Source organism: Pseudomonas sp. Irchel s3h14 (assembly GCF_900187425.1).
Classification (GTDB): domain Bacteria; phylum Pseudomonadota; class Gammaproteobacteria; order Pseudomonadales; family Pseudomonadaceae; genus Aquipseudomonas.
Genome location: NZ_FYDJ01000007.1, coordinates 201,765 through 226,209, shown reverse-complemented (window position 1 = coordinate 226,209; position 24,445 = coordinate 201,765). Strand labels below are relative to the sequence as shown.

Annotated in this window: 24 protein-coding genes and 1 pseudogene; 16 read left to right on the top strand and 9 right to left on the bottom strand. The window is 57.2% G+C overall.

The features are described 5' to 3' along the window. Positions 1 to 14 precede the first annotated feature (14 nt). The 5 genes from CKW16_RS16350 to thrC form a co-directional block, all read right to left on the bottom strand. Entirely contained in the window at positions 15 to 1,217 is a 1,203-nt protein-coding gene (locus tag CKW16_RS16350; RefSeq protein ID WP_176471563.1) for a PLP-dependent aspartate aminotransferase family protein, read from the bottom strand. A gap of 55 nt (positions 1,218 to 1,272) precedes the next feature. After that, positions 1,273 to 2,691: an aldehyde dehydrogenase family protein gene (locus CKW16_RS16345; protein WP_095129281.1), complete on the bottom strand. Its 1,419-nt coding sequence runs from the start codon at positions 2,689 to 2,691 to the stop codon at positions 1,273 to 1,275. A gap of 2 nt (positions 2,692 to 2,693) precedes the next feature. Continuing rightward, positions 2,694 to 3,743 (bottom strand): homoserine dehydrogenase, encoded by a 1,050-nt coding sequence (locus tag CKW16_RS16340; RefSeq protein WP_095129280.1) that lies wholly within the window; start codon positions 3,741 to 3,743, stop codon positions 2,694 to 2,696. A gap of 128 nt (positions 3,744 to 3,871) precedes the next feature. Next, the gene (locus CKW16_RS16335; RefSeq protein WP_095129279.1) at positions 3,872 to 4,309 is read right to left on the bottom strand and encodes an Lrp/AsnC family transcriptional regulator; all 438 of its coding nucleotides are present in this window, start codon (positions 4,307 to 4,309) and stop codon (positions 3,872 to 3,874) included. 14 nt (positions 4,310 to 4,323) lie between these two features. Beyond that, positions 4,324 to 5,724, bottom strand: a complete 1,401-nt coding sequence (gene thrC / locus CKW16_RS16330) for a threonine synthase (protein ID WP_095129380.1) — start codon at positions 5,722 to 5,724, stop codon at positions 4,324 to 4,326. Between the two features lie 241 nt (positions 5,725 to 5,965). Here thrC and CKW16_RS16325 point away from each other — a divergent pair, with 241 nt between their 5' ends. After that, positions 5,966 to 6,448 carry a DinB family protein gene (locus CKW16_RS16325; RefSeq protein ID WP_095129278.1) on the top strand — a complete coding sequence of 161 codons (483 nt, stop codon included), beginning with the start codon at positions 5,966 to 5,968 and terminating at the stop codon, positions 6,446 to 6,448. A gap of 66 nt (positions 6,449 to 6,514) precedes the next feature. Here the strand turns inward: CKW16_RS16325 and CKW16_RS16320 are convergent, their stop codons facing one another. After that, positions 6,515 to 7,411, bottom strand: coding sequence for a dihydrodipicolinate synthase family protein (locus tag CKW16_RS16320; RefSeq protein ID WP_256580499.1), 897 nt, complete (start codon positions 7,409 to 7,411; stop codon positions 6,515 to 6,517). Beyond that, positions 7,412 to 8,134, bottom strand: coding sequence for a B3/4 domain-containing protein (locus CKW16_RS16315; protein ID WP_095129277.1), 723 nt, complete (start codon positions 8,132 to 8,134; stop codon positions 7,412 to 7,414). A gap of 161 nt (positions 8,135 to 8,295) precedes the next feature. On the opposite strand from CKW16_RS16315, the gene CKW16_RS16310 reads away from it, so the two are divergent. The 10 genes and pseudogenes from CKW16_RS16310 (at position 8,296) to CKW16_RS16265 (ending at position 16,773) form a co-directional block, all read left to right on the top strand. Further along, on the top strand, positions 8,296 to 8,898 hold the full coding sequence (locus CKW16_RS16310) for an XRE family transcriptional regulator (RefSeq protein ID WP_095129276.1): 603 nt from the start codon (positions 8,296 to 8,298) through the stop codon (positions 8,896 to 8,898). 98 nt (positions 8,899 to 8,996) lie between these two features. Then, positions 8,997 to 9,786: pseudogene (locus CKW16_RS16305) on the top strand (site-specific integrase); the annotation flags it as partial. A gap of 206 nt (positions 9,787 to 9,992) precedes the next feature. Further along, the gene (locus CKW16_RS16300; protein WP_003182108.1) at positions 9,993 to 10,583 is read left to right on the top strand and encodes an amino acid synthesis family protein; all 591 of its coding nucleotides are present in this window, start codon (positions 9,993 to 9,995) and stop codon (positions 10,581 to 10,583) included. 44 nt (positions 10,584 to 10,627) lie between these two features. Beyond that, a complete protein-coding gene (locus tag CKW16_RS16295) occupies positions 10,628 to 11,461 on the top strand; it encodes an alpha/beta fold hydrolase (RefSeq protein WP_095129275.1) in 834 nt (277 codons plus the stop codon). After that, positions 11,458 to 12,939, top strand: a complete 1,482-nt coding sequence (locus CKW16_RS16290) for an aldehyde dehydrogenase (protein ID WP_095129274.1) — start codon at positions 11,458 to 11,460, stop codon at positions 12,937 to 12,939. Before CKW16_RS16295 ends, CKW16_RS16290 begins: the two co-directional genes overlap by 4 nt. 12 nt (positions 12,940 to 12,951) lie before the next feature. Continuing rightward, positions 12,952 to 13,437, top strand: coding sequence for a flavin reductase family protein (locus CKW16_RS16285; protein WP_095129273.1), 486 nt, complete (start codon positions 12,952 to 12,954; stop codon positions 13,435 to 13,437). 69 nt (positions 13,438 to 13,506) lie between these two features. After that, entirely contained in the window at positions 13,507 to 14,982 is a 1,476-nt protein-coding gene (locus CKW16_RS16280) for an NAD-dependent succinate-semialdehyde dehydrogenase (protein ID WP_095129272.1), read from the top strand. Continuing rightward, positions 14,979 to 15,368, top strand: a complete 390-nt coding sequence (locus CKW16_RS16275; protein ID WP_095129271.1) for a carboxymuconolactone decarboxylase family protein — start codon at positions 14,979 to 14,981, stop codon at positions 15,366 to 15,368. The genes CKW16_RS16280 and CKW16_RS16275 overlap by 4 nt, the downstream gene beginning before the upstream one ends. A gap of 86 nt (positions 15,369 to 15,454) precedes the next feature. Next, entirely contained in the window at positions 15,455 to 16,207 is a 753-nt protein-coding gene (locus CKW16_RS16270) for a GntR family transcriptional regulator (RefSeq protein WP_095129270.1), read from the top strand. Positions 16,208 to 16,209: 2 nt separating this feature from the next. Continuing rightward, positions 16,210 to 16,773 carry an NUDIX hydrolase gene (locus CKW16_RS16265; protein WP_095129269.1) on the top strand — a complete coding sequence of 188 codons (564 nt, stop codon included), beginning with the start codon at positions 16,210 to 16,212 and terminating at the stop codon, positions 16,771 to 16,773. A 6-nt stretch (positions 16,774 to 16,779) separates the two neighbouring features. Here the strand turns inward: CKW16_RS16265 and CKW16_RS16260 are convergent, their stop codons facing one another. Next, a complete protein-coding gene (locus CKW16_RS16260; protein ID WP_095129268.1) occupies positions 16,780 to 17,073 on the bottom strand; it encodes a DUF1330 domain-containing protein in 294 nt (97 codons plus the stop codon). A 71-nt stretch (positions 17,074 to 17,144) separates the two neighbouring features. Between CKW16_RS16260 and ribBA the strand changes: the two genes are divergently transcribed. The 5 genes from ribBA to CKW16_RS16235 all read left to right on the top strand — a co-directional run bounded on the left by ribBA (position 17,145) and on the right by CKW16_RS16235 (position 22,491). After that, positions 17,145 to 18,254, top strand: a complete 1,110-nt coding sequence (ribBA, locus tag CKW16_RS16255) for a bifunctional 3,4-dihydroxy-2-butanone-4-phosphate synthase/GTP cyclohydrolase II (protein ID WP_095129267.1) — start codon at positions 17,145 to 17,147, stop codon at positions 18,252 to 18,254. Positions 18,255 to 18,536: 282 nt separating this feature from the next. Continuing rightward, on the top strand, positions 18,537 to 19,562 hold the full coding sequence (locus CKW16_RS16250; protein WP_095129266.1) for an ABC transporter substrate-binding protein: 1,026 nt from the start codon (positions 18,537 to 18,539) through the stop codon (positions 19,560 to 19,562). Continuing rightward, positions 19,559 to 20,503, top strand: a complete 945-nt coding sequence (locus CKW16_RS16245; RefSeq protein WP_176471565.1) for an ABC transporter permease — start codon at positions 19,559 to 19,561, stop codon at positions 20,501 to 20,503. The genes CKW16_RS16250 and CKW16_RS16245 overlap by 4 nt, the downstream gene beginning before the upstream one ends. A gap of 6 nt (positions 20,504 to 20,509) precedes the next feature. After that, positions 20,510 to 21,319: an ABC transporter permease gene (locus tag CKW16_RS16240; RefSeq protein ID WP_074877303.1), complete on the top strand. Its 810-nt coding sequence runs from the start codon at positions 20,510 to 20,512 to the stop codon at positions 21,317 to 21,319. Positions 21,320 to 21,336: 17 nt separating this feature from the next. Further along, positions 21,337 to 22,491 (top strand): ABC transporter ATP-binding protein, encoded by a 1,155-nt coding sequence (locus tag CKW16_RS16235; protein ID WP_095129264.1) that lies wholly within the window; start codon positions 21,337 to 21,339, stop codon positions 22,489 to 22,491. Positions 22,492 to 23,015: 524 nt separating this feature from the next. Here CKW16_RS16235 and CKW16_RS16230 read toward each other — a convergent pair. Next, entirely contained in the window at positions 23,016 to 24,422 is a 1,407-nt protein-coding gene (locus CKW16_RS16230; protein ID WP_095129263.1) for a cytosine permease, read from the bottom strand. Positions 24,423 to 24,445: the final 23 nt, after the last annotated feature.

Sequence of the window (24,445 nt, the reverse complement as noted above, 5' to 3'; positions counted from 1 at the left end):
CGCCTGTATTTAAATCACTCGAATGTTGCATCCAGAGCGAACGTAATATCCTTGATCAAGTCTTCTGGATCTTCCAGCCCAACAGAAAAACGCAAATGACCGTACTGACGGAACTCTTCGGGATACTTGTCAAAGCCACCCCGCCCCTCTGCCCCCACATGCACGATCAGCGATTCGTCATGCCCTAATGAAACGGCCGAAGTGATGATGCGCAAATTCGAAACAAACTGATTCTGCATATCTGGATCGCCCTTCACCGCGAAGGCCATCATTGCGCCGTATCCCTTGCCTGCAAATTGCCGGCGCGCCAGCTCGTGCTGGGGGTGGGAAGGCAAACCCGGGTAGTAGACGTAGGCGATACGATCGTCGGCATCAAGAAACTGTGCCAGTTTTTCAGCCGTGCTCAACAGTTGTTTCAGACGCAGCGGCAGCGTGACCGACCCGCGCATGATCATCCAGGCATTGAAAGGTGAAATGGTCGCGCCGAGGTCGACCAATGCATCATTTTTAATCTTGTAGATCAACTGGTGGGAGCCGATCACTACGCCACCCATCGCATCGCCATGACCATTGATGTACTTGGTCAACGAGTGAATGACGAAGTCGACACCGTGCTCACTCGCGCGGAAAAATGGAGGTGGAGTGAACGTTGCATCTACTGAGATCAGTGCGCCGTGCGCATGAGCAATTTCAGCCAACGCTGCAATATCTGCAACTTTGGTGGTCGGGTTGGCAATCGTTTCAGTATGAATCAGCTTGGTGTTAGGCCGAATGGCTTGACGGACCGATTCCAGATCACCGACGTCTACAAACGTCGCTTCGATCCCGTAACGTTCAGGCAGGAGTTCTGCGAAGAGTCGCCAAACGGCTTGGTAGGTGATGTCGCTGACGATGACGTGGTCGCCACTTTTCAAGAAAGAAAAAAACACCGAATGCAACGCGGCGACACCGGTCGCGAATACCACTGCATCTTCACAACCCTCGAGGGCTGCGAGTTTCTTCTCTAGACAAACCTGGTTGTGGCCTTGATTACGCGTATACACAAGGCCGTCTGGACTCGACCAGTCCATGGTTGCCGGATCTTCGGGCAAGAGATAGGAGTTAGCCATGACCAATGGCGTACGGACGGCACCACTGGTGACATCCGCGATATTCCCGCCATGAACTGCCAGCGTCGCTGCAGATAATGTTGATAGGTTGTGCTTATCGGGACGCATGTCGATTCCTCTGATTTTATTGTTGTGTCATTCGTTGAAAATTCGAACGATTTGTTTAGCTTCCACTTACACCGTTAATGCAAATAACCTTGGGTTGCGTCATATCTTCATAGGCGAAACGCACACCTTCACGGCCCATACTCCCGTACTTGAAACCACCGAAAGGCATTGCGTCGAATCGATAGTCCGAGGAGTCGTTGATTATGACGCCGCCCGCCTCAAGCCGCTTGGCTGCCTTCAGCGCAACATTCAAATTACTGGTGAAGATCCCGGCATGCAGGCTGTAGTCTGGTTCGTTGGCGAGCGTCAGAGCCTCATCCAGGGAACCCACGCTCTGGAGTATCACAACAGGGCTGAACACTTCTTCGCACCACAGCTTGCAGTGGCGGTCGACACTTTCCAGGACAGTGGGCGAATACAGCGATCCGTTGCGTACATTGCCAAACAGCAAGGTCGCGCCTTTCGCGATGGCGTCATTCACCACCTCCTCGGTACGCTTGGCTGACGCCTCAGTAATCATCGGGCCGACATCTGTCTGCTCATCCGCTGGATTACCCACGATCAACTGGCTGGTTTTTTCAATGAAGCGTGTTTTGAATGCTTCGTAGAGCGGGGCCTCAATTAGAATCCGCTGGGTACCAATACAATTTTGGCCAGCAGCCCAAAAAGCACCCGACACACACGAGTCGACTGTTTCATTCAAATCACAATCGGCCATCACGATGACTGGGGCATTTCCTCCCAGGTCCATCGCCAGTTTTTTGAGCCCGGCTGTACGCGAGATTTGTTCACCCGTGACGAAGCCGCCCGTGAACGAAACCATACGTACCGCCCGGTGCGCGACCAAGGCCTTGCCCAGCGCAGCGCCTCCTGTGGCGACTGTCACAACAACTGGAGGTAGGCCTGCATCGATAAGACAATCCACCAGCTTGATCGCTGATAGCGGTGTGAGCTCAGACGGTTTGAGTACAACCGCATTTCCACCTGCAATTGCTGGCCCAAGTTTATGTGCGACTAGATTGAGGGGATCGTTGTAGGGCGTGATCGCGACGATTACACCAAGGGGCTCACGAGTGAACCATCCCTGGCGAGATTCGGATCCGACATAAGCATCGAAAGGGATCACTTCACCGGCATTACGCTTGGCTTCCTCCGCCGACAACTTCAAGGTATTGACGCAGCGCAACACCTCCTTTCTCGCCTGTTTCAGCGTTTTGCCCGACTCAGCCACAATCAGTTTGGCAAAGGCGTCCTTATCACGTTCAACCGAAAACGCAGCTTTTTCCAATATGCGTGCACGTTCATGTCGCGGCAGATCCTTGGCAATCAAGGCACCCGAAATAGCCGTGTCGACTATCGTAGTGGCTGATGAAGCAGGTATGTCTGCCACCTCACCCACCTTGCTACCGTCAAACGGGCTAAGCACCGTAATGGCTTTATAATCAGCAGCGAGTGAGAGACTCAAGCTATTCATGATTACTTACCTGACTGGGTTTTGTGCTTGTGAATGCTCACAATATCGGTGAGCAAGGCGAAGGCAGTTTCAAAGCGACCGGCACCAGCGCCCACCACGGTTACAGGGCCGAGAATGGCGGTATTAAACGTAATGGCGTTGGTCGCGCCACTCACACCGCAGAGCGCGTCATTGGATAGCAATAACTGAGGACTAACAGAGGCCGAGATCGAGCCATCACTCCGTTTCTCTGCGCTGCCGATAAGCTTCCATCGGGCATTGGCTTTAGTCGCCTCAGCAATATCTTTGGCGGTAATTTCAGAAATACCCCTGCAAAGGACATCACTCGGCTTGAGCTTTGCCCCCAGCAGTTCATTCGCCAAAATGACGACCTTCAGACGTACATCATGGCCCTCCACATCCGCTGTTGGATCAGCTTCGGCATAACCCAACTCCTGGGCCTTTGCGACAGCCTCGGAGAAGTCCAGACCAGTTTCCATGCTGGAAAGGACAAAGTTGGACGTACCGTTGAGGATCCCTTTGAAACCGCTGATTTCCGAACCTGCCAGGGACTCTTTGGCCAAACGGATAACCGGCGTTCCGCTCATCACCGCGCCTTCGAATTCGAAGCGGGCGCCGGTGCTTTCTGCAAGCGCTTTCAAACTATCAGCATGCAGTGCCACCGGCCCTTTGTTGGTGGTCACAACGCTGGCGCCCTTCTCTAAAGCCCAGCGGCAGAACGTAGTGGCTGGCTCTCCATCCACGGGGTTTGTGAACGTTGCCTCAGCAACGATATCTGCACCCGAGAAGCGGATGACCGTTTCGTTAGCCGGCTCAGCACTGCCGCCTGGCAAGGTTCTGAAACCACCTTTGGCGGCAGGTACCGCGGCCAATTCATGTGCATCCAGACCTTCTTTGTTGATAATTGAGCCAAGATAAAGGTCGCTGACACCAACAATCTTCAGTTTGAAACCCAATTCATTCGCCCAGAGTGAGTTCTTATCGGCGATAAGCTGAGTGAGGGCGCGATTGACGCCACCGAAGCCAAGCAGAGCAATTTTATATTCAGTCACGACAAAGATCTCATTGTTATGTTTTGGTGCTGAAATAGTAATTCGTCAACGTGCTTTCACGAATATGGCAAACAGAACGTTATTGCGAGCAAAATGCTCGTGCAACGGCGCACTTTGCTTTGTCAACGCTACTTGGTGCAGGATAAAACGAAAGAGGTCACAGTATTTAGAACCCCTGGCAGCGCTGAGATTTCACTCCAGACCCTATGGATACGATCTGAACTCATAGCCTCGACCGTCAATACAATATCAAGATCGCCACTCATTACATTGCATGAAATGACTTCAGGCATTGCTACAACAGAACGGACAACTTCAGCATCGCGCATCCTGTCTTTACGATAAACGAAGATTAACGCGTTGATGGGCCCGGCATCCGTGGAGGGCATACCTTTAATGATCGTATAGCCCCTGACGTATCCATCGCGCTCCAATCTTTCAATCCGTAGCCTGACCGCATTCCGGGACAAGTTAACTTTCATTGCAATATCATTATGAGCAAGCCGCGCGTTACGCGTGAGCTCTTCCAATATCTTCTCATCAACTTTATCTAAAACACGTTTCATCTCTAACTCCAAACTTATAACGAGCGAGACTCCGTGTCTGTGGACAACGTCCGAATGAGCTGCTTAAATGCGCCAACATCGTTAGGAATTGAAACGCATCCATAATCGGGTCTAGGAGGAGCACCGATCCCTTTGATGACACCCAGCGCGTCTGATTCATCAGTCACTACGGCACTCTTCGATGGGTGTGTTGTCGCCAGACAGATCATCGGAATTAACAAGCTGCGCCTGCTGGCACGAGCAGCTCGCAGGCCAATTGCGGTGTTGGGACTGACCAGATAACCACTCTGCGCAAACACCTCATGAATGCTCCTGAAAGCATCCGAATCTTCCACGGACAGAGAGTCGAAAAGTTTACGCGCCTCCAACCATTCATCTTGCTCTAACTGAATCGAACCCTCGCCCTCTAATAACTCCATATTTCGGGCTACTTTTTCTCCGCGCCGGTTAAGAATGCTCCATTGCAAACGTTCAAAATTCGAGGCCAGTGAAACGTTCATACTAGGGGTATTGGTAATGCGAATTTCATTACGACTGTAGAGATTAGTTTGGAGAAAGTTATGCAACCCCGCATTGGCATTGGTGGCCACAATCAATTGCCGGATCGGCAACCCCATTTCCCTGGCAATGTAGCCCGCATACAGCGCACCAAAATTACCGGTAGGTACGCTGAAGGCAACTTCCCTGTTAGGCGCCCCTAGTTGAAGCGCTGAATAAAAATAGAAGGAAAGATGCGCAAGTACTCGAACCCAATTCACGGAATTGAACGATATCAGCTGCTGCGTTTCGTTATTGTGCTTGAAGAACTGTTCGCAGAGGCGATGGCAATCAGAGTAATCCCCTTCGACAGCAACATTAACTATGTTTTTTTCACCCGTACTCAATAAGCGGCGTCTATGCTCTTCCGTTATTCCGCTGGAGGGATGCAGCACAATTACGGTTACACCTTGCATACCAGAGAAAGCTTTTATAGCAGCAGCGCCTGTGTCTCCACCGGTGCAACCTACAACAAGCGCTTTCTTTCCAGATTTCAGTAAACCGTGCTCAACCAGGCGAGCCATCAATTGGAGACCAAAGTCCTGATAGACGCCTGCTGGCCCGTGAAACAATTCCAATATCCACTCATTACTCGCCGTTTGGTAAAGCGGTGCAACCGCTTTGCTTTTAAAGCAGTCAAACGTCTCCTCAAGAATCTGAGACAGTTGATCTTGAGGGATCCAGCTACCCATAAACGGCTCAATCACATGGCGTGCCAGTTCATGGAAAGGAAGCCATTCCAGCCTGGAGAGATCCTCCTTTTTGAAGCGAGGAACCTTGAGAGGGACGAACAACCCTCCATCTGGTGCATACGCGCCCATGAGCACGTCACTGAACTCGAATGTTTTGCCAGGGGTCCGCGTGCTGACGTATTTCATAATCTGAGACACCCTCCCGCAATCTTTGAGCCAGCCGCCTCTCTGGCGGTGCTCTGCTGAAATCCAATGCGACGATTTAAATCGCTTGTCATCCAGCTTCCTTCCATTGACTATAAAAGTCAATATAGTGACTATTCCATTTGTCCAATAGTCCTTTTTCAGCCATACGAAATGAGGCCTTTGGCGCCACCTCATCGAATAGCACAAGACATCTGTCAGTTTAGAAATCCGGGAGAAAACCATGTGTGCCAAGAACCTTCTGCATTCGCTTTACCAGTACAAGGCATGGTCTGAGGAGGAGCTATTCAAATGCTTGAAAGCCCCGGCGGCGAAATCCTATCCAGACGAAATGGCGAAAGCGATGTACTGGCTCAGCCACATCAACATTGTTGATCAGCTGTTCATCGCCAGACTGCAAGGAAACCCAGACGAATTTGACTCCGTCGTGACTGACCAACCGCCGAACCTGACTCCGCTAGAAGAACAATTTTCCATAGCGAATCAATGGTTTGTTGACTACACCAAATCAGTCACCGCAATGGAATTGTCTGATCCAGTGGCGTTTATTTTCAAGGACGGGAAGCCAGGCAACATGACGAAGGAGCAAATTCTGGCGCATGTGCTTTCCCATGGTCTGCAACATCGAGGGGGTATTGGAACTATCTTGCCACGCGAGATCCTGCAGGATCACAAGGACCACTTCACAACGTTTTTGAAACGCTAGAAACCTGCTCGCCTGCCTCATGGAACATGGTGGGCAGGCGTCCTCCTTCTATGTAAGAAGCCAGGTTCAGTTCAGTTCGAGCTCGTCGATCACCGCGGCAATTTGCTTACGCCCTTCACCACTTATCGTTCGGAGCGGCAGGGGCACGCTTGGATGCTGGGTAAATCCACGAAGCTCTGCGGCAGTCGCCACGACACGAAAGCTACCTCCAAATTGCCTGAACAACGACCAGAGTGGCTTTAAGCATTCAGAAAGGCGTGTGGCTTCATGGGCATCACCAGACAATGCCGCTCGCGTAATCGCTAGCGCCGTCTTGGGGAACAGCCCTCCCATGACGGAGTACCAGGCGTCACAGCCAGCATTCATGCCGACAGCAGCAAAGACATCACCGCTCACCCCGATCGTAACGTGGTTCGGAACCAGCTCTCGAAGACGATCCACGCGTGCCTTGGCAAGATATGGTGCCTCGGGAACGCCAGGGATTTTGATTGAACTCACATTGGGTAGCTCGGCAATGCGTCCATGCAGCTCGTCAGTAAATTCGAAATGGGTAGTACCCGGATTGTCATAGACACATAGCGGGACTGAGATATTGGCCGTGACCGTTTCATACAATGAAAAGACATCTTCCGCAGATAGCTTCTGATAGGAAACAGGTGGTAGCAACAAGGCTCTGACACCCACCTTTTGTGCCTCCTCGGCCAGCAATAGCACGTCACGCGTGCGTAGCGATCCAATGCTGACCATGACAGGCACATTGCCCGCCGCCTCTACTGCCAACTGCGTAACTCGAGAGCGCTCAGCCCGAGAAAGATACGCATAGCTACCGGTAGATCCGAGTGCACCGATGGAGTCGACATTCGCTGCTGCCAGTTGCTCAACAAGACGAGTAAAGACATTTTCATCCACACCTTGCTCATTCATAGGCGTCAAAGGAAATGCACTAAGGCCGGTAAACATCATTCATGACTCCATGGTCTCGTCTATTGACTGATTGGCTCCAGGACCAATCAGTGAGCTCTCAATCTGAACGCCTGGCATCATCAGTTGCAGGCCTTCGATAAGCTTGTCACCTGCTTCCGTCAGCGCTTCGAGAGGCATCGCCGGCAAACTTTCCAGAATGAACCACATGTGTTTTGCATCAGCACTCAGCCGTGTTCTGACACCTTGCCGCCAATTCCAACGACGGCATGTCACGCCTTTATCGTCACGCCATACCACTTCGCCGGCGTCTGGATACTCGTAAGCTGCAGCACCTTCTTTCATGGTGTCAAAAGGCTCAGTGCCATCTGCGACCACGAGCTGCGGCGAGCCCACATAGGCGTCTATGTTTTCCCCGCCTACTGGGATCGCGTACTCGATACTGATGGCATTGTAGAGATCAACTATGGGATCCAGGCTCGGCAAGCTGCCGTCACGTAAAACCCGCTTGCGCAACGCTTCGGCTGAGCAAGGCGTACGTTGCGGCTTAGCCCCGAATTTTCGAAAGGTCTCTGCCCATGCTGCCAGATGGGCTTCTCCCCAGCCGGGTCCATCTGACAACACTGACAGGCAAGCGCGATCCAAGGCCGCTTGAGCAACGCCAGGGTTGGTGAGGGGCGCAGCCCGCACTACGATGCTCAGCGCCCTGAAGCCCGGTGCCAGCTCTGCAACTGTTTGGTCAATTAACGGCAGTACGGACAGCATCAAAAATCTCCAGTGATCCACATGTCGTTTCATGCTAGCCACTGGCGACCAAAAAAGTCAATATATCGACCTTACTGATCAGGCTTAACTACCGAGCAGATTGACGACACTAGCGGCAAGCGTCGAGAATCCCTTTCAACTTTTTCTCATGATCATCAACAATGACCATAAATACCGGTATATCGACCGCGCCTGGCGCTGATGCTCAGACTGTGAGCCTGGCAGTTGCGCGCACGCTCAAACAGGCACGAAAGAATCAGAAAATCACGTTAGATGAACTATCCCGTCGCTCAGGCGTGAGTAAAGGAATGGTCGTCGAAATTGAGAAATGTACGGCTAACCCGAGCATTGGCATCCTTTGCAAAATCGCCGCAGCGTTGGGGCTTTCTGTTGCAGACATCGTCAATGTGACGGACGCCCCTGCTGCCCACATTATCGACAGTCAGGAGATCCCTACTCTCTGGACCGGTGATCTGGGTGGGACAGCCCGGCTTCTTGCAGGAACGACAGGGCCCAACATGATTGAGTTGTGGCGCTGGGAAATGTTCCCAGGTGAATCCTTTTCGTCACAAGGACACCCTCAGGGCACACTTGAATTGTTCCATGTGGAGAAAGGGACACTGAAATGTGTTGTCGGGGAAACCGAATTAGTCATCCCTGCTGGAAGCTCCGCAGTGGCAAAAACGGACGTTCCACACTCCTACGCCAATGCAGGTAGATCCCGGCTGGTCTTCACCATGTCTGTCACTGAAATACACCAGTAAGTGAGCTCTCAAGCTCGTCGGGGCTGGTGAGAATCCTATTGAGCAATGACGGGCCAGCAGGCCCGCCGTCAGTATGTCCTTGCCGATGACATACACCGGTACTGGCGCCTGAGCTGTTGAAACTGCATAACCGCTTCCAACAAATGACCGCCGACTACAACGCCCTCCCCGCCGGTCAAAAGTACGAGGGCATTCGGCCGCTGAAGAAGGAGACTCAACTCGCGCTCTGGATCAGCCGGGGTACGCTGTGCCGGATAGGCGAGTTGCTGCAGGCCGAATGGAAAAATGCCGATCTGGACCAGCAGACGTGGTTTCTCCCCAGTGAAAGTGTCAAAGGCACTCGCGGCAAGAAGCAGGACCACCATGTCTTCCTCTCACCCTTCGCCCTGCATTTCTTTCAGGAACTCAAGACCCTCACGGGAGACTCCAGGTGGTGCTTTCCGAACAAGCAGGATGATCAGCATGTTGATGTGAAAGTGGAGTAAGCAGGTAGGCGATCAGCAGGCTCGATTCAAAAACCGCAAGGCCCTCTCACGACGGCGTCACGACGATACCCTGGTCCTTGCTGACGGTCAGAGCGGCGACTGGACGCCTCATGACCTGCGCCGCACGGTCGCGACCATGATGCAGGCTTTGGGAGTCAGCTTGGATGTCATTGATCGCTGCCAAAACCATGTACTGGCTTGTTCTTGAGTGAGGCGCCACTACCTGCATCACGATTATGCCGAAGAGAAGAAACTCGCCTGGAACCTGTTGGGTGATCGACTCAGTGCCGTGTAGCCCTCCACCTACGAGCACCCGCCGACCGAGTCGATGATGACTTTTCCAACATCCGTCTCCACTGGGTCCCTGTCGCCTTGCCCCACCAATCTAACTTGCCCTGGGTAATACCTTTAAATCCTCAACACCACAGGCGTGGTCTTCCACCCCTGCCTGCGCAGCCTATTTATCCGCAGGCGCCTTTACTGCCACCAAGACGCGGGACTGGCCATTTGTCGACTGTTCGAGCACAAACTCATTTCAGGGACTTGTACTTCAGGTATTATGGTATACCATCAGACGCACAGACACTCTCACCCTACACGGAGCAGCTCATGAGTTTCGAAATCCGCAAGATCGTCAGCTATGTCGAAGAAACCTTTATTGAAGGCGGCAAGGCTACTGACAAGCCTGTGACCATGGTCGGGCTGGCCGTAGTGATGAAAAACCCTTGGCTGGGCCGCGGCTTCGTCGAAGATCTGAAGCCTGAAATCCGCGCCAACTGCTCCGACCTCGGCGCACTGATGGTCGAACGCCTGGTGGGCATCATCGGCGGCGCCGAGAAGATCGAAGCCTATGGCAAGGCCGCGGTAGTCGGCGCCGACGGTGAAATCGAGCACGCCTCCGCCGTAATCCATACCCTGCGTTTCGGTAACCATTATCGCGAAGCGGTGAAAGCCAAGAGCTACCTGAGCTTCACCAACAAGCGCGGCGGCCCGGGCACCTCGATCCAGATTCCGATGATGCATAAAGACGACGAAGGCCTGCGTTCGCACTACATCACCCTTGAAATGCAGATCGAAGACGCGCCCCGCGCCGATGAAATCGTCGTGGTCCTGGGTTGCGCCGATGGCGGTCGCCTGCACCCACGCATCGGCAACCGTTACATCGATCTGGAAGAACTGGCAGCGGAAAACGCCCAGTAATCCAGGTCAGTCACCACAACAAAAAAGGCATGCAGGAGCGCTCCATGATTCGGCTCACCGCTGAACGCACCCCGGCTGGCACCAGTTACCTGGCGACCGGCCAAGGCCAGCCCGTGGTTTTGATCCACGGCGTGGGCCTGAACAAAGAAATGTGGGGCGGCCAGGTCGTTGGCCTGGCCACGAAGTACCGTGTGATTGCCTACGACATGCTTGGCCATGGCGCCAGCCCGCGCCCGGAAAGCGGCACGCCTCTGCTCGGCTATGCCGACCAGTTGCTGGAACTGCTCGACCACCTGCAACTGCCTCAGGCAACGGTGATCGGTTTTTCCATGGGCGGGCTGGTGGCACGGGCGTTTGCCTTGCATTACCCGCAACGCCTGCAAGGCCTGGTGGTGCTCAACAGCGTATTCAACCGCAGCCCCGAGCAACGCGCCGGTGTCATTGCCCGCACCGCTCAGGCAGCCGAGCATGGTCCGGACGCCAACGCCGAAGCGGCGCTGTCGCGCTGGTTCAGCCGCGAATATCAGGCGGCCAATCCGGCGCAGATCGCCGCCTTGCGCCAGACCTTGGCGGGTAACGATCCGCAGGGTTACCTGACCACTTATGAGCTGTTCGCGACCCAAGACATGTACCGCGCGGAAGATCTGGGAAGTATTCAGGTGCCGACACTGGTCGCCACCGGCGAACTGGACCCTGGCTCGACACCGGAAATGGCCCAGCAACTGGCCGAGCGAATTCCCGGCGCTACCGTTGCCGTGCTCGCCGAGCAGCGGCATATGATGCCCGTAGAATCGCCGCGTCTGGTCAACCAGTTGTTGCTGCAATTTCTCGACACGGCAAACGCCCGACAAAACCAAATAAAGGGGATCGTTGCATGACACTCGCACGCTTCCAGATGTGCATCGGCGGTGAATGGGTCGATGCCCTCTCCGGCAAAACCTTTGAAAGCCTGAACCCGGCCCTGGCTCAAGCCTGGGCTGAATTACCCGATGCCGACGAAGCCGATGTCGAGCGCGCTGTGCAGGCTGCGCAGACAGCTTTCGACAGCCCGGCCTGGCGCGGCCTGACCGCCACCGCTCGGGGCAAACTGCTGCGCCGCCTCGGTGACCTGATCGCTGAAAACAAGGAACAACTGGCGCAACTGGAAAGCCGCGACAACGGCAAGCTGATTCGCGAAACCCGCGGTCAGGTCGGCTACCTGCCGGAGTTCTTCCACTACACCGCAGGCCTGGCCGACAAGCTCGAAGGCGGCACCCTGCCGCTGGACAAGCCGGACCTGTTTGCCTACACGGTGCATGAAGCCATGGGTGTGGTCGCGGCGATCATTCCCTGGAACAGCCCGCTGTACCTGACGGCGATCAAACTGGCACCGGCCCTCGCGGCAGGCAACACCATTGTGATCAAACCGTCCGAGCACGCCTCGGCAACCATTCTCGAGCTGGCTCGCCTGGCGCTGGAAGCCGGTATCCCGCCGGGCGTGGTCAACGTCGTCACCGGTTACGGCCCAAGCACCGGCGCCGCCCTCACCCGCCATCCGCTGGTGCGCAAGATCGCCTTCACCGGCGGCGCTGCCACGGCCCGGCATGTGGTGCGCAGCAGCGCCGAGAACTTCGCCAAGCTGTCGCTGGAACTGGGCGGAAAATCACCGAACATTATCTTTGCCGACGCTGACCTCGACAGCGCTATCAATGGTGCGATTGCCGGGATCTATGCGGCATCAGGCCAGAGCTGCGTTTCCGGCTCGCGGTTGTTGGTACAGGACGAAATCTACGATGAGTTCGTCGATCGTCTGGTCGAACGCGCCAAGCGCATCCGCATCGGCAACCCGCAGGAAGACAGTAGCGAAATGGGCCCGATGGCCACTGCTCAACAACTGGCCGTGGTCGAAGGCTTGGTAGCCGATGCCGTGGCGGAGGGTGCGCGTCTGCGTCTGGGCGGCAAGCGTCCCGAGAATCTGGGGGATGGCTGGTTCTATGAGCCAACCCTGTTCGAATGCGACCGCAACTCGATGAAGATCATGCAGGAAGAGGTGTTCGGTCCGGTGGCCTCGGTGATTCGCTTCAAGGATGAAGCCGAAGCCCTGGCGATTGCCAACGACTCGCAGTTCGGCCTCGCCGCCGGCATCTGGACCCGCGACCTGGGGCGAGCCCATCGCCTGGCCCGGGACGTTCGCTCGGGGATTATCTGGGTCAACACCTACCGCGCCGTCTCGGCCATGGCGCCGATCGGCGGTTTCAAGAACAGCGGCTACGGACGCGAGAGCGGCATCGATTCGGTGCTGGCCTACACCGAGCTGAAAACGGTGTGGATCAACCTCTCTCAGGCACCCATGCCTGATCCCTTCGTGATGCGCTAGGAGACCGCCGACATGATCGAACCCGGCATTTACAAAGACGTCATGAGCTCGTTCCCATCCGGGGTCACGGTGGTCACCACCCTGGACCCGGACGGTGGCATCGTCGGCATCACCGCCAGCGCCTTCAGTGCGCTGTCGATTGATCCGGCACTGGTGCTGTTCTGTCCCAACTATGCCTCGGATACGTACCCGATTCTGCGTGACAGCAAGCAGTTCGCGATTCATCTGCTATCGGCCGACCAGACTGCCGAAGCCTATGCGTTTGCGGGCAAAGGCAAGGACAAGGCCAAAGGCATCGACTGGCACCTCAGCGAGTTGGGCAACCCGCTGCTGGGCAAAGCCACGGCGATCATCGAGTGCGAACTGTGGCGTGAGTACGACGGCGGCGATCACGCGATCATCGTCGGTGCGGTGAAGAACCTGATTCTGCCCGAGCAACCGGTCACGCCGATGATCTATCACAAAGGCAAGCTGGGCCCGCTGCCCACCCTGGCCTGACGTCTACATTTGGGCTGCGTCTAACCCCCCCCGGTGCGGCCCTTTTTTACTTCTATTATGGGAGCCGGCATGAGCCCAGCAGCCTTGCAACTGTTCCGCCAGCAGGCCTACATCGACGGCCAGTGGCTGGATGCGCCCGATGGCGTCTGTCAGGACATTTTCAACCCGGCCACCGGCGAAAAGATCGGCCAGGTGCCGAACCTTGGCGCCGCAGAAGCTCGTCAGGCCATCGCCGCCGCCAACAAAGCCTGGCCGGCCTGGCGCGCACTGACCGCCAAGGAACGTAGCCAGACGCTCAAGCGCTGGCACGCACTGATGCTTGAACACGCCGATGCTCTGGCAGAAATCCTCACCCTGGAACAAGGCAAGCCCCTGGCCGAGGCCAAGGGTGAAATTCTCTACGCCGCGAGTTTCATCGAGTGGTTCGCCGAAGAAGCCAAGCGCATCTATGGCGACACCATTCCCAGCCACAAAGGCGATGCGCGCATTGTGGTCAGCAAAGAGCCGATCGGCGTGGTCGCGGCCATCACCCCGTGGAATTTCCCGGCGGCGATGATCACCCGCAAAGCCGGGCCGGCGCTGGCGGCCGGTTGCCCATGCATCGTCAAACCGGCACCGGAAACCCCGTTCTCGGCGCTGGCCATGGCCGCGTTGGCGGAACAGGCCGGGATTCCACCGGGCATTTTCAATGTGATCACCGGCGACGCCGTGGCCATCGGCGGTGAGCTGACCGCCAGCTCGCTGGTGCGCAAACTGTCGTTCACCGGCTCCACCGCCATTGGCAAATTGCTCATGGCGCAGTGCGCGCCAACGCTGAAAAAAGTCTCGCTGGAATTGGGGGGCAACGCGCCCTTCATCGTGTTCGACGATGCTGATCTGGAGCGCGCCGTAGAAGGTGCGCTGATCGCCAAGTTCCGCAATGCCGGGCAAACCTGTGTCTGTGCCAATCGCTTCCTGGTGCAGAGTGGCATTCATGATGCTTTTGCCACGCGACTGGCCGAGTGCGTGGTGCAACTGAACGTCGGCAGTGGTTTCGAGGCAGGTGTCACTCAAGGTCCGCTGATTAACGAACGCGCGGTGGCCAAAGTCGAAGACCATGTTCAGGACGCCCTCGCCCAAGGCGCCCGACTGCTTTGCGGCGGCGAACGCCATGCACTGGGGCACGGCTTCTTCCAGCCAACCGTGTTGGCCGGCGTGACCGGTGACATGAAAGTCGCTCAAGAGGAAACCTTCGGCCCGTTGGCCGCAGTGTTCCGCTTCGACACCGAAGCCGAGGCTGTGCACTTGGCTAACGACACCGAATTCGGCCTCGCAGCTTACTGCTACACCCGCGATCTGGGCCGGGCCTGGCGCATGAGTGAAGCGCTGGAGTACGGCATGGTCGGGATCAACGAAGGGCTGATTTCTACCGAAGTCGCACCCTTTGGCGGGATCAAATCCTCGGGGCTGGGCCGTGAAGGGTCCAAGTACGGCATCGAAGATTATCTGGAGCTCAAATACACCTTGATGGGAGGGCTCGACGATTTTGGGAGCGCACAGCGATGAGCAATGAAAAATATAAAAAAGGCCTGAAAATTCGCACTCAGGTACTGGGTGAGGCCTACGTGAACCGCTCCATCGAGAACGCCGACGACTTCACCCGGCCTCTTCAGGAGATGGTCACCGAGTACTGCTGGGGCCACGTCTGGGGCCGTGAGGGTTTGTCGCTTAAAGAGCGCAGCATGATAAACTTGGCGATGATTTCGGCCCTCAATCGGCCGCACGAACTCAAGCTGCATGTACGCGGCGCCTTGCGTAACGGGCTGAGTCGTGAACAAATACGCGAAATTCTGCTTCAGGTCGGTATTTATTGCGGTGTTCCCGCTGCCGTAGACAGTTTCCGGCTCGCCCGTGAAGCCTTCGCCGAAGCCGATGCCGAGGCCTCCAGTTAACCCTTGGCTGTTTTGATGACCTGAGCACGATGATCCTGGATCGAAGTGCTCTTTTTGCATGGACAGCCACACTCAGAGCGGACCCCATGAAACGCCTGCCACTCGACGACAGCTTCAAGGTCAATCGCAACCCCGTTACCCTGCGCGAAATCGTGCTGGATAAACTGCGAAGCGCCATCATGAACTTCCAGCTCTTGCCGGGAGATCGTCTGGTCGAACGCGATCTGTGCGATCGCCTGGGCGTCAGCCGCACGTCCGTACGCGAAGCCTTGCGTCACCTGGAGTCCGAAGGCCTGGTGGAATTCGCCGACGCCAAGGGCCCACGGGTTGCCATTATTACGCTGGCCGATGCCGTGGATATCTACGAACTGCGTTGCGTGCTCGAGGGCCTGATCGTCCAGCTGTTCACCCTGCGTGCCAAGGCCAAGGACATCAAGGCCCTGGAAAAAGCCCTCGAGGAAAACCGCAAGGCCCTCAAGGAAGGTGAACTGCAACAGGTGATCGATTCGGTTCAAGGTTTCTACGACGTCCTGCTCGAAGGCTCCGGCAACCATGTGGCGGCCACTCAACTGCGTCAGTTGCAGGCACGGATCAGTTACTTGCGGGCGACTTCGGTGTCCCAGGAAAATCGCCGTGGCGTGAGCAACCAGGAAATGGAACGCATGGTCGAAGCGATCAAGAGCGGCGATCCTCTGGCCGCCCACCAGGCTTGCGTCGACCACGTGCGCGCCGCCGCAACCGTCGCACTCGATTACCTCAAGCGCAAACAGGAAGAGACCGGAAAAATCCCCGAGATCACCCTGCCCATCGCGCTCAAAGAACCTCGCATAGGTCGCTAACCATGTTCAGCCCGAGCTTTTGTCCAAAGTGCGGCGGCGGTGACCTCGGTCACCAGCTGCCACCGGGCGATACACACGAGCGTCTGATGTGCCGTGGCTGCGGCTACATCCATTACATCAATCCGAAAATCATTGCCGGCTGCATCATCGAGCAGGACGGCAAGTACCTGCTGTGCCAACGCGCGATCCCGCCGCGTCCGGGCACCTGGACGCTGCCGGCGGGCTTCATGGAAGGCGGCGAGACCACCGAGCAAGCGGCGCTGCGCGAAGTCTGGGAAGAGAGCGGCGTGCGCGCGGAAATTCTCTCGCCCTACTCGATCTTCAGCGTGCCGAAAATCAGCGAGGTGTACATCATTTTCCGCGCCATCGCGCTGGAAATCACCGGCCAATACGGCCCGGAAACCCTGGACTACAAATTCTTCGCGCCCGAGGACATTCCCTGGGACAGCATCTATTACCCGGCAATCCGGCAGATCCTCGAACGCTATATCGAGGAACGCCAGGCCGGGGTCTACGGCATCTACATCGGCAACGACGATACCGGCAAGATCCACTTCATCCGCTGACATCTCCTAAGGTGCCACCCCCTCGACAATGATCACCTCGGCCCGGGCCACGCCCTTGCGGTGACGTTTCGCCTCCTGATATTGCTCGCTGTGGTAACAGGCCAGCGCCTGCTCGTAAGAATCGAACTCGATGACCACGCTGCGTTGCGGTGTCGGCCGACCTTCCATCGCTTCGCTGCGTCCGCCCCGGGCCAGCATCCGCCCGCCATATAAAGCGAACGCCGCCGGGGCGCGCTGGGTGTATTGGCTGTATTGATCGGGGTCGGTGACATCCACGTGAGCAATCCAGTACGCCTTCATAGTGACCTCTTGGTTTATTTTGTATTATGGTATACCAATAAATATACCCACCAAACACTGAGAGTTCCAGCATGGCCTTCAACAGCATCGAAGAAATCATCGAAGATTACCGGCAAGGCAAGATGGTGCTGCTGGTCGATGACGAGGATCGGGAAAACGAAGGCGACCTGCTGATCGCCGCCGACCGTTGCACCGCCGATGCCATCAGCTTCATGGCTCGTGAAGCACGCGGATTGATTTGCCTGACCCTGACCGACGAGCACTGCCAGCGCCTGGGTCTGGAGCAGATGGTGCCGAGCAATGGCAGTGTGTTCAGCACCGCGTTCACCGTGTCCATCGAGGCCGCCGTGGGCGTGACCACCGGTATTTCCGCCGCCGATCGGGCGTGTACCGTTGCCGCCGCCGTCGCTGCCGATGCAGGTCCCACGAACATTGTGCAGCCCGGCCATATCTTCCCGCTACGCGCCAAGGAAGGCGGCGTGCTGACCCGTGCCGGCCACACCGAAGCCGGTTGCGACCTCGCTCGCCTGGCCGGCTTCACCCCCGCCTCGGTAATCGTCGAAGTGATGAACGACGACGGTACCATGGCCCGCCGCCCGGATCTTGAAGTGTTCGCCCGTAAACACGGGATCAAGATCGGCACCATCGCCGATCTGATCCACTACCGGCTCAGCACCGAACACACCGTGGTGCGCATCGGTGAACGCGAATTGCCGACGGTGCATGGGACTTTCCGCCTGATCACCTTTGAGGACCGCATCGAAGGTGGCGTGCACATGGCGATGGTCATGGGTGACATTCGTCGAGAAGAACCCACCCTGGTGCGGGTGCATGTGATCGATCCGCTGCGCGATCTGGTCGGTGCGCAGTACAGCGGCCCGTCCAACTGGACGTTGTGGGCTGCGCTGCAACGGGTGGCTGAAGAAGGTCGCGGCGTGGTGGTCGTGCTGGCCAATCATGAGTCGTCGCAAGCGCTGCTGGAACGCGTTCCACAACTCACTCAACCGCCACGACAGTTCAGCCGCTCGCAATCGCGCATCTATTCTGAAGTAGGGACAGGGGCGCAGATTCTGCAGGATCTCGGCGTGGGCAAGTTGCGTCATCTCGGCCCGCCACTGAAATACGCAGGCTTGACCGGTTACGACCTGGAAGTGGTCGAGAGCATCCCGTTCACCGAATGAGTCCGGGGATGGCCCTTTTACCCGTCAGGTCACTATTGGGTGACCTGACGGCCAAAAAACCGCTTTTGGCTGATAGCCGGTACGGCAAAGTGCTTGCACAAAGTTTGGAATACCATAATATGATATTCCATAGACCGGACAATGTAGCCAAGTGCACCCGTTAGGGAAAGCACCAATAACAGCCCTTGGCACGGTCGCCTTAAGAGGCCAGATGGACCTACTGCTCCCGATAGGCGGGCATTACCAAACCCGCTCAAAAACACAACAAATGAGGGCGTGAAAATGGTGTTGAACAAAGGTGTAACCGCAGTACTGTTCGCAGGCTTGTTGACCACGGTCAGCCATGTGGCGATGGCGGCTGAAAGCGTCAACTTCGTCAGCTGGGGCGGCAGCACCCAGGATGCACAGAAGCAGGCCTGGGCCGATCCGTTCAGCAAGGCCAGCGGCATCACCGTGGTCCAGGATGGTCCTACCGACTACGGCAAACTCAAAGCCATGGTCGAAAGCGGTAACGTGCAATGGGACGTGGTCGACGTCGAGGCGGACTTCGCCTTGCGCGCGGCGGCTGAAGGCTTGCTCGAACCCCTCGATTTCTCGGTGATCCAGCGCGACAAAATCGACCCGCGCTTCGTCTCTGACCATGGCGTCGGCTCGTTCTACTTCTCCTTCGTCCTCGGTTACAACGAAGGCAAGCTCGGTGCCGGCAAACCTCAAGATTGGTCCGCGCTGTTCGACACCAAGACCTATCCTGGCAAACGCGCCCTCTACAAATGGCCAAGCCCCGGCGTGCTCGAACTGGCTCTGCTGGCCGACGGTGTACCCGCCGACAAGCTGTACCCGCTGGACCTGGATCGCGCCTTCAAGAAACTCGACACCATCAAGAAAGACATCGTCTGGTGGGGCGGCGGCGCGCAGTCGCAACAGTTGCTGGCCTCGGGTGAAGCGAGCCTCGGGCAGTTCTGGAACGGCCGCATCTACGCCCTGCAACAAGATGGCGCGCCGGTGGGCGTGAGCTGGAAACAGAACCTGGTCATGGCCGACATTCTGGTCATCCCTAAAGGCTCGAAAAACAAGGCCGCCGCCATGAAGTTTTTGGCCAACGCCAGCAGCGCCAAAGGACAAGCTGACTTCTCCAACCTGACCGCCTATGCGCCGGTCAACGTCGACAGCGTGGCGCGCCTGGATTCGGTGCTCGCCCCTAACCTGCCGACTGCCTACGCCAAGGATCAGATCACTCTTGATTTCGCGTACTGGGCCAAGAACGGTCCGGCCATCGCGACACGGTGGAACGAATGGCTGGTCAAATGAAAATGACGGCAACAGCGTCCCGTCAACCCACGCCGACCGGGAGCGCCACTGGCGCTGCCGGGGCGGTTCCCGGCAAGGCGGCTGTGATGAACCAATCCCCTTCCCTGACACAGCGCTGGCGCGGTTCAAGCAACCTGATCCCCGCCCTGCTGTTTCTCGGCCTGTTCTTTCTGGCGCCGCTGATTGGTCTGCTGCTGCGGGGCGTGCTGGAGCCGGTACCGGGCCTGGGTAACTACGAACAACTGTTCGCCAACTCGGCTTACGCCCGGGTCTTGCTCAACACCTTCTCGGTGGCCGGGCTGGTGACCCTGTTCAGCTTGCTGCTGGGCTTTCCTCTGGCGTGGGCGATCACGCTGGTGCCTCGTGGCTGGGGCCGCTGGGTCCTCAACATTGTGCTGCTGTCGATGTGGACCAGCCTGTTGGCGCGGACCTATTCCTGGCTGGTGCTGTTGCAGGCGTCCGGTGTAATCAACAAAGCGCTGATGGCAATGGGCATCATCGATCAGCCACTGGAAATGGTGCACAACCTGACCGGCGTGGTGATCGGCATGAGTTACATCATGATCCCGTTCATCGTGCTGCCGTTGCAGGCGACCATGCAGGCCATTGACCCGATGATTCTGCAGGCCGGTTCGATTTGCGGCGCCAGCCCCTGGACCAACTTCTTCCGGGTGTTCCTGCCGCTGTGCCGGCCGGGGCTGTTTTCCGGTGGCCTGATGGTATTTGTGATGTCCCTCGGTTACTACGTGACCCCGGCGCTGCTGGGCGGCGCGCAGAACATGATGCTGCCCGAATTCATCATTCAGCAGGTGCAGTCGTTCCTCAATTGGGGACTGGCCAGCGCCGGTGCAGCCTTGCTGATCGTGATCACGCTGGTGTTGTTCTACTTCTACCTGAAGCTCCAGCCGGAATCCCCGGTTGGCGCCAGCAACGCGAGGTAAGCCGTCATGCTCCTGACCCCCAATGCCATGAGCCGGCGCATGCGTTTCGGCCTGTATTTCACGACTGGTTTGATCGCGCTGTTCCTGCTGTTGCCGATCGTGTTCATCGTGCTGCTGTCCTTCGGCTCCTCCCAGTGGCTGGTGTTTCCGCCGCCGGGCTGGACGCTGAAATGGTACGGCCAGTTTTTCTCCAATCCCGATTGGATGAACGCAGCCATGGCCAGCCTCAAGGTCGCCGTGCTGACCACGATCTGCGCTGTAGCCCTGGGTTTGCCGACCGCTTTTGCCCTGGTACGCGGGCGCTTTCCAGGACGGGAAATGCTCTACGGCCTGTTCACCCTGCCGATGATCGTGCCGCTGGTGATCATCGCGGTGGCGGTGTATGCGCTGTTTCTCAAACTCGGCTACACCGGAACGATGTTCGCTTTCGTGGTTAGCCACGTCATCGTAGCGCTGCCGTTCACTATCATCTCGATCATCAACTCGCTGAAGCTGTTCGATCAGTCCATCGAGGATGCCGCGGTGATCTGCGGCGCCTCGCGACTGCAAGCGGTGTTCAAGGTGACCTTTCCCGCAATCCGCCCGGGCATGGTCGCCGGTGCGCTGTTCGCGTTCCTGGTGTCGTGGGATGAAGTGGTGCTGAGCGTGATGATGGCCAGCCCTACCCTGCAAACCCTTCCCGTAAAAATGTGGACCACCCTGCGCCAGGACCTGACACCCGTGATCGCCGTCGCTTCGACGCTGCTGATCGGCCTCTCGGTATTGGTCATGGTCATCGCCGCCGCCGTTCGCCGGCGCAATCAAATCAGCGCCTGAGCGCACAGGAGTACGACATGAGTGCCGTCATCAAAGATTCCGCGCAGCAGAACGACAAACCGCTGGTCAGCCTGCGCAACCTGAACAAGTACTACGGCGACTTTGCCGCCGTGGACGACATCTCGCTGGACATCAAGGACGGTGAATTCCTGACCTTCCTCGGCTCCAGCGGCTCCGGCAAAAGCACTACCCTGTCGATGCTTGCCGGCTTCGAAACCCCGAGCAGCGGCGAGATCCAGGTCAATGGCCAGTCGCTGGTCAACGTACCGCCGCACAAGCGTGATATTGGCATGGTGTTCCAGCGTTATTCGCTGTTTCCGCACCTGTCGGTGCGCGAGAACATCGCGTTTCCGCTGGCCATCCGCAAGCTGGCCGCCAGCGAGCGTGAGCACCGGGTCGACGCCATGCTCAAACTGGTGCAACTGGAACAATTCGCCCATCGCCGCCCTTCACAACTTTCCGGTGGGCAGCAGCAACGGGTGGCGATCGCTCGGGCGCTGGTTTATGAACCACGCATTCTGCTGATGGACGAACCCCTTGGCGCACTGGACAAAAAGCTGCGTGAAGACTTGCAGGATGAACTGCGCCAGCTGCATCGGCGTCTGGGCATCACCATCATTTACGTGACCCACGACCAGGAAGAAGCCATGCGTTTGTCTCAGCGCATCGCGATTTTCAGTCACGGCAAAATCGTTGGATTGGGCAGCGGCTTTGACCTGTATCAGAACCCGCCAAATGCCTTCGTTGCCTCGTTCCTTGGCAACTCCAACTTCCTCAAGCTCAAGGCTCAGGGCAATGCGGTGGCTTCGTTTGAAGGTCAGTCTCTGTCGATTCGACTGACCGCCGGGTTGCAGACTGATCAGGATGTTTTGCTGATGGTGCGGCCGGAGAAAGCGTTGGCCTTGAGTGTCGAGCAGGCCGCCCAGGAACCGTTGGCGGCGGGCTGGAATGAAGTTTCGGCCAAGGTCGTGGAAGTGCTGTTTCTTGGTGAAAGCCAGACTTGCAGTGTGGTGACCTCGGGCGGTACGTCCATGACCGTTAAGGCGCTATCTGCCGCGGGCATGCCGCTCAAGGCGGGCGATCCGGTGCGTGTGCGTTGGGCGACTGCGGATGCATGCGTTTATACCGAATGGGCTGAGAGCGATCTGAATAAGGCTGCTGGCGCTCATTGATCCTCAAGCGACCCATGCCAGTGGGCCGCACGTTATCTATCACCCTCGGGTCGCTGCAACGTCGGGTTGCGGCGGCCTTTTTTGATCTCACTATCCCCTCTGCCTGACTCATCACTTTCACGAGCAAAGGCCCCGGGATCAACACGAACACAGCATCCGTGCCCTGCTCCGAGCGGATGTGCATCTCCCTCTCGAATACATCCTTCAGCCAACAACGCCGTCGCCTGACTTCGCACTTTCGCGGGCAAGCCCGTTCCCGCAAGGATCTTCAGCGAACACAGCATCCCTGCCCCGCCCCGATAAAATGTGGGGGCCTGCTCGCGAGTACCACCACCCAGCCAACACCGTCGTCGCCCCTGACCAACCGCTTTCTCCAGCAAGCTCACACAGTGAATCTTGAGTGGGCACAGCATCCGAGCTTGGTACCGATCAAATGTGCGCCTTCAGCTCCCCCTCTGTTCGCCATCCAAACGAAAATGCCCGGCACAGGCCGGGCATCTCAGACGAACAGAAGACGGGTTTGATTAATCGGCATAACCGAGTCTGGAAGCTTTGCGCTCTTGCGCTTGACTGCGGGTAGCCAGGCAATAATACAACGGGCAAGTCACCACCAACCCCACCAGCCACGACAGATCAGCCCCTTCCACCAGATTGGCATACGGCCCGACATACAACGACGTATTGGCAAACGGCAGCTGCACAATAATCCCGATGAAATACGCAACGATCGCATGCAGATTGAAACACCCGTAAATCCCGCCATCCGCACGGAAGATCGAGGCAATGTCATAGCTGCCACGCTTGATCAGATAGAAATCAATCAGGTTGATCGACGCCCAAGGCACCAGCACCAGCAACAGCGCCAAAATCAGGCCGATGAACTGCGAGATGAAGTCTGCAGAAGCGCCCAATGCGACGAGGCAGCACCCCGCCAGCACGACACTCGACAACACCACGCGCACCTTGATGCTCGGCGTCCACTGACTGGCGAAGGTCTGGATCGAGGTGATGATCGACAGCACCGCGCCATACAGATTCAAGGCGTTGTGGCTGATGATGTTGAGCAGAAACAGCACCATCAGGATCGGCCCCAGCCAGCCGGTTGACTGCTTCACTGCTGCCATCGCTTCGGTGCCTTCCGGAGTCGCCAGCACCGCCACCGCGCCGAAAGTGAACGACAAAATGGTGCCCAGGGTCGCGCCCAGATACGTGGCGAAGAACGGACGGGCGATCCCGATATCCGCCGGCAGGTAACGCGAGTAGTCCGACACATAAGGCGAGAAGCTGATCTGCCAGATGATCCCCAACGACACCGTTGCCAGCCAGCCCGACAGGTTAAAACCGCCACGGGTGAAGAAGTCCACCGGCAGGTCATGGGCGAAGATGTAAAGGAAACCGGCAAGCAAGGCACTGCCCATGACCCAGGTCCCGATGCGATTGAGGGTGTGAATGAAACGGTAACCGATCACCCCGATCGCGGTGGCGCTCAAGGCGCCGATGAGGATGCTCGCCGGCACCGGAACCGAAGGCGCGATGCCGACAATGGACTTGCCGGCCAGCACGATGTTGGAGATGAAAAAGCCGATGTAGATGATCGCCGCAAAGAACACGATCAGCAGCGCACCATAACGACCGAACTGGCCGCGGCTCTGCACCATCTGCGGAATCCCCATGCGCGGCCCTTGCGCCGACGCCAGGGCAATCACCAGACCGCCGACCATATGCCCGAGCGCAATCGCCAACAGCCCCCAGAACAGGTCAAGGTGGAACACTTGAACCACCATGGCGCCGGTCACGATGGGCAACGGCGCGATGTTGGTGCTGAACCATAATGTGAAAAGGTCGCGGGCCTTCCCGTGGCGTTCCGCGAGTGGGACGTAATCGACCGTGTGATTCTCGATCAGGGGGTCTTGCCGGGACATCTGGGACATGTGCATGAACTCTAGTTTGTCTG

What these genes read in the sequence shown, in the direction of transcription:
- CKW16_RS16350 (WP_176471563.1), bottom strand. Translation starts at nt 1,217, where the DNA reads ATGCGTCCCGATAAGCACAACCTATCAACATTATCTGCAGCGACGCTG.
- CKW16_RS16345 (WP_095129281.1), bottom strand. Translation starts at nt 2,691, where the DNA reads ATGAATAGCTTGAGTCTCTCACTCGCTGCTGATTATAAAGCCATTACG.
- CKW16_RS16335 (WP_095129279.1), bottom strand. Translation starts at nt 4,309, where the DNA reads ATGAAACGTGTTTTAGATAAAGTTGATGAGAAGATATTGGAAGAGCTC.
- thrC (WP_095129380.1), bottom strand. Translation starts at nt 5,724, where the DNA reads ATGAAATACGTCAGCACGCGGACCCCTGGCAAAACATTCGAGTTCAGT.
- CKW16_RS16325 (WP_095129278.1), top strand. Translation starts at nt 5,966, where the DNA reads ATGTGTGCCAAGAACCTTCTGCATTCGCTTTACCAGTACAAGGCATGG.
- CKW16_RS16320 (WP_256580499.1), bottom strand. Translation starts at nt 7,411, where the DNA reads ATGATGTTTACCGGCCTTAGTGCATTTCCTTTGACGCCTATGAATGAG.
- CKW16_RS16315 (WP_095129277.1), bottom strand. Translation starts at nt 8,134, where the DNA reads ATGCTGTCCGTACTGCCGTTAATTGACCAAACAGTTGCAGAGCTGGCA.
- CKW16_RS16310 (WP_095129276.1), top strand. Translation starts at nt 8,296, where the DNA reads ATGACCATAAATACCGGTATATCGACCGCGCCTGGCGCTGATGCTCAG.
- CKW16_RS16300 (WP_003182108.1), top strand. Translation starts at nt 9,993, where the DNA reads ATGAGTTTCGAAATCCGCAAGATCGTCAGCTATGTCGAAGAAACCTTT.
- CKW16_RS16295 (WP_095129275.1), top strand. Translation starts at nt 10,628, where the DNA reads ATGATTCGGCTCACCGCTGAACGCACCCCGGCTGGCACCAGTTACCTG.
- CKW16_RS16290 (WP_095129274.1), top strand. Translation starts at nt 11,458, where the DNA reads ATGACACTCGCACGCTTCCAGATGTGCATCGGCGGTGAATGGGTCGAT.
- CKW16_RS16285 (WP_095129273.1), top strand. Translation starts at nt 12,952, where the DNA reads ATGATCGAACCCGGCATTTACAAAGACGTCATGAGCTCGTTCCCATCC.
- CKW16_RS16280 (WP_095129272.1), top strand. Translation starts at nt 13,507, where the DNA reads ATGAGCCCAGCAGCCTTGCAACTGTTCCGCCAGCAGGCCTACATCGAC.
- CKW16_RS16275 (WP_095129271.1), top strand. Translation starts at nt 14,979, where the DNA reads ATGAGCAATGAAAAATATAAAAAAGGCCTGAAAATTCGCACTCAGGTA.
- CKW16_RS16270 (WP_095129270.1), top strand. Translation starts at nt 15,455, where the DNA reads ATGAAACGCCTGCCACTCGACGACAGCTTCAAGGTCAATCGCAACCCC.
- CKW16_RS16265 (WP_095129269.1), top strand. Translation starts at nt 16,210, where the DNA reads ATGTTCAGCCCGAGCTTTTGTCCAAAGTGCGGCGGCGGTGACCTCGGT.
- CKW16_RS16260 (WP_095129268.1), bottom strand. Translation starts at nt 17,073, where the DNA reads ATGAAGGCGTACTGGATTGCTCACGTGGATGTCACCGACCCCGATCAA.
- ribBA (WP_095129267.1), top strand. Translation starts at nt 17,145, where the DNA reads ATGGCCTTCAACAGCATCGAAGAAATCATCGAAGATTACCGGCAAGGC.
- CKW16_RS16250 (WP_095129266.1), top strand. Translation starts at nt 18,537, where the DNA reads ATGGTGTTGAACAAAGGTGTAACCGCAGTACTGTTCGCAGGCTTGTTG.
- CKW16_RS16245 (WP_176471565.1), top strand. Translation starts at nt 19,559, where the DNA reads ATGAAAATGACGGCAACAGCGTCCCGTCAACCCACGCCGACCGGGAGC.
- CKW16_RS16240 (WP_074877303.1), top strand. Translation starts at nt 20,510, where the DNA reads ATGCTCCTGACCCCCAATGCCATGAGCCGGCGCATGCGTTTCGGCCTG.
- CKW16_RS16235 (WP_095129264.1), top strand. Translation starts at nt 21,337, where the DNA reads ATGAGTGCCGTCATCAAAGATTCCGCGCAGCAGAACGACAAACCGCTG.
- CKW16_RS16230 (WP_095129263.1), bottom strand. Translation starts at nt 24,422, where the DNA reads ATGTCCCAGATGTCCCGGCAAGACCCCCTGATCGAGAATCACACGGTC.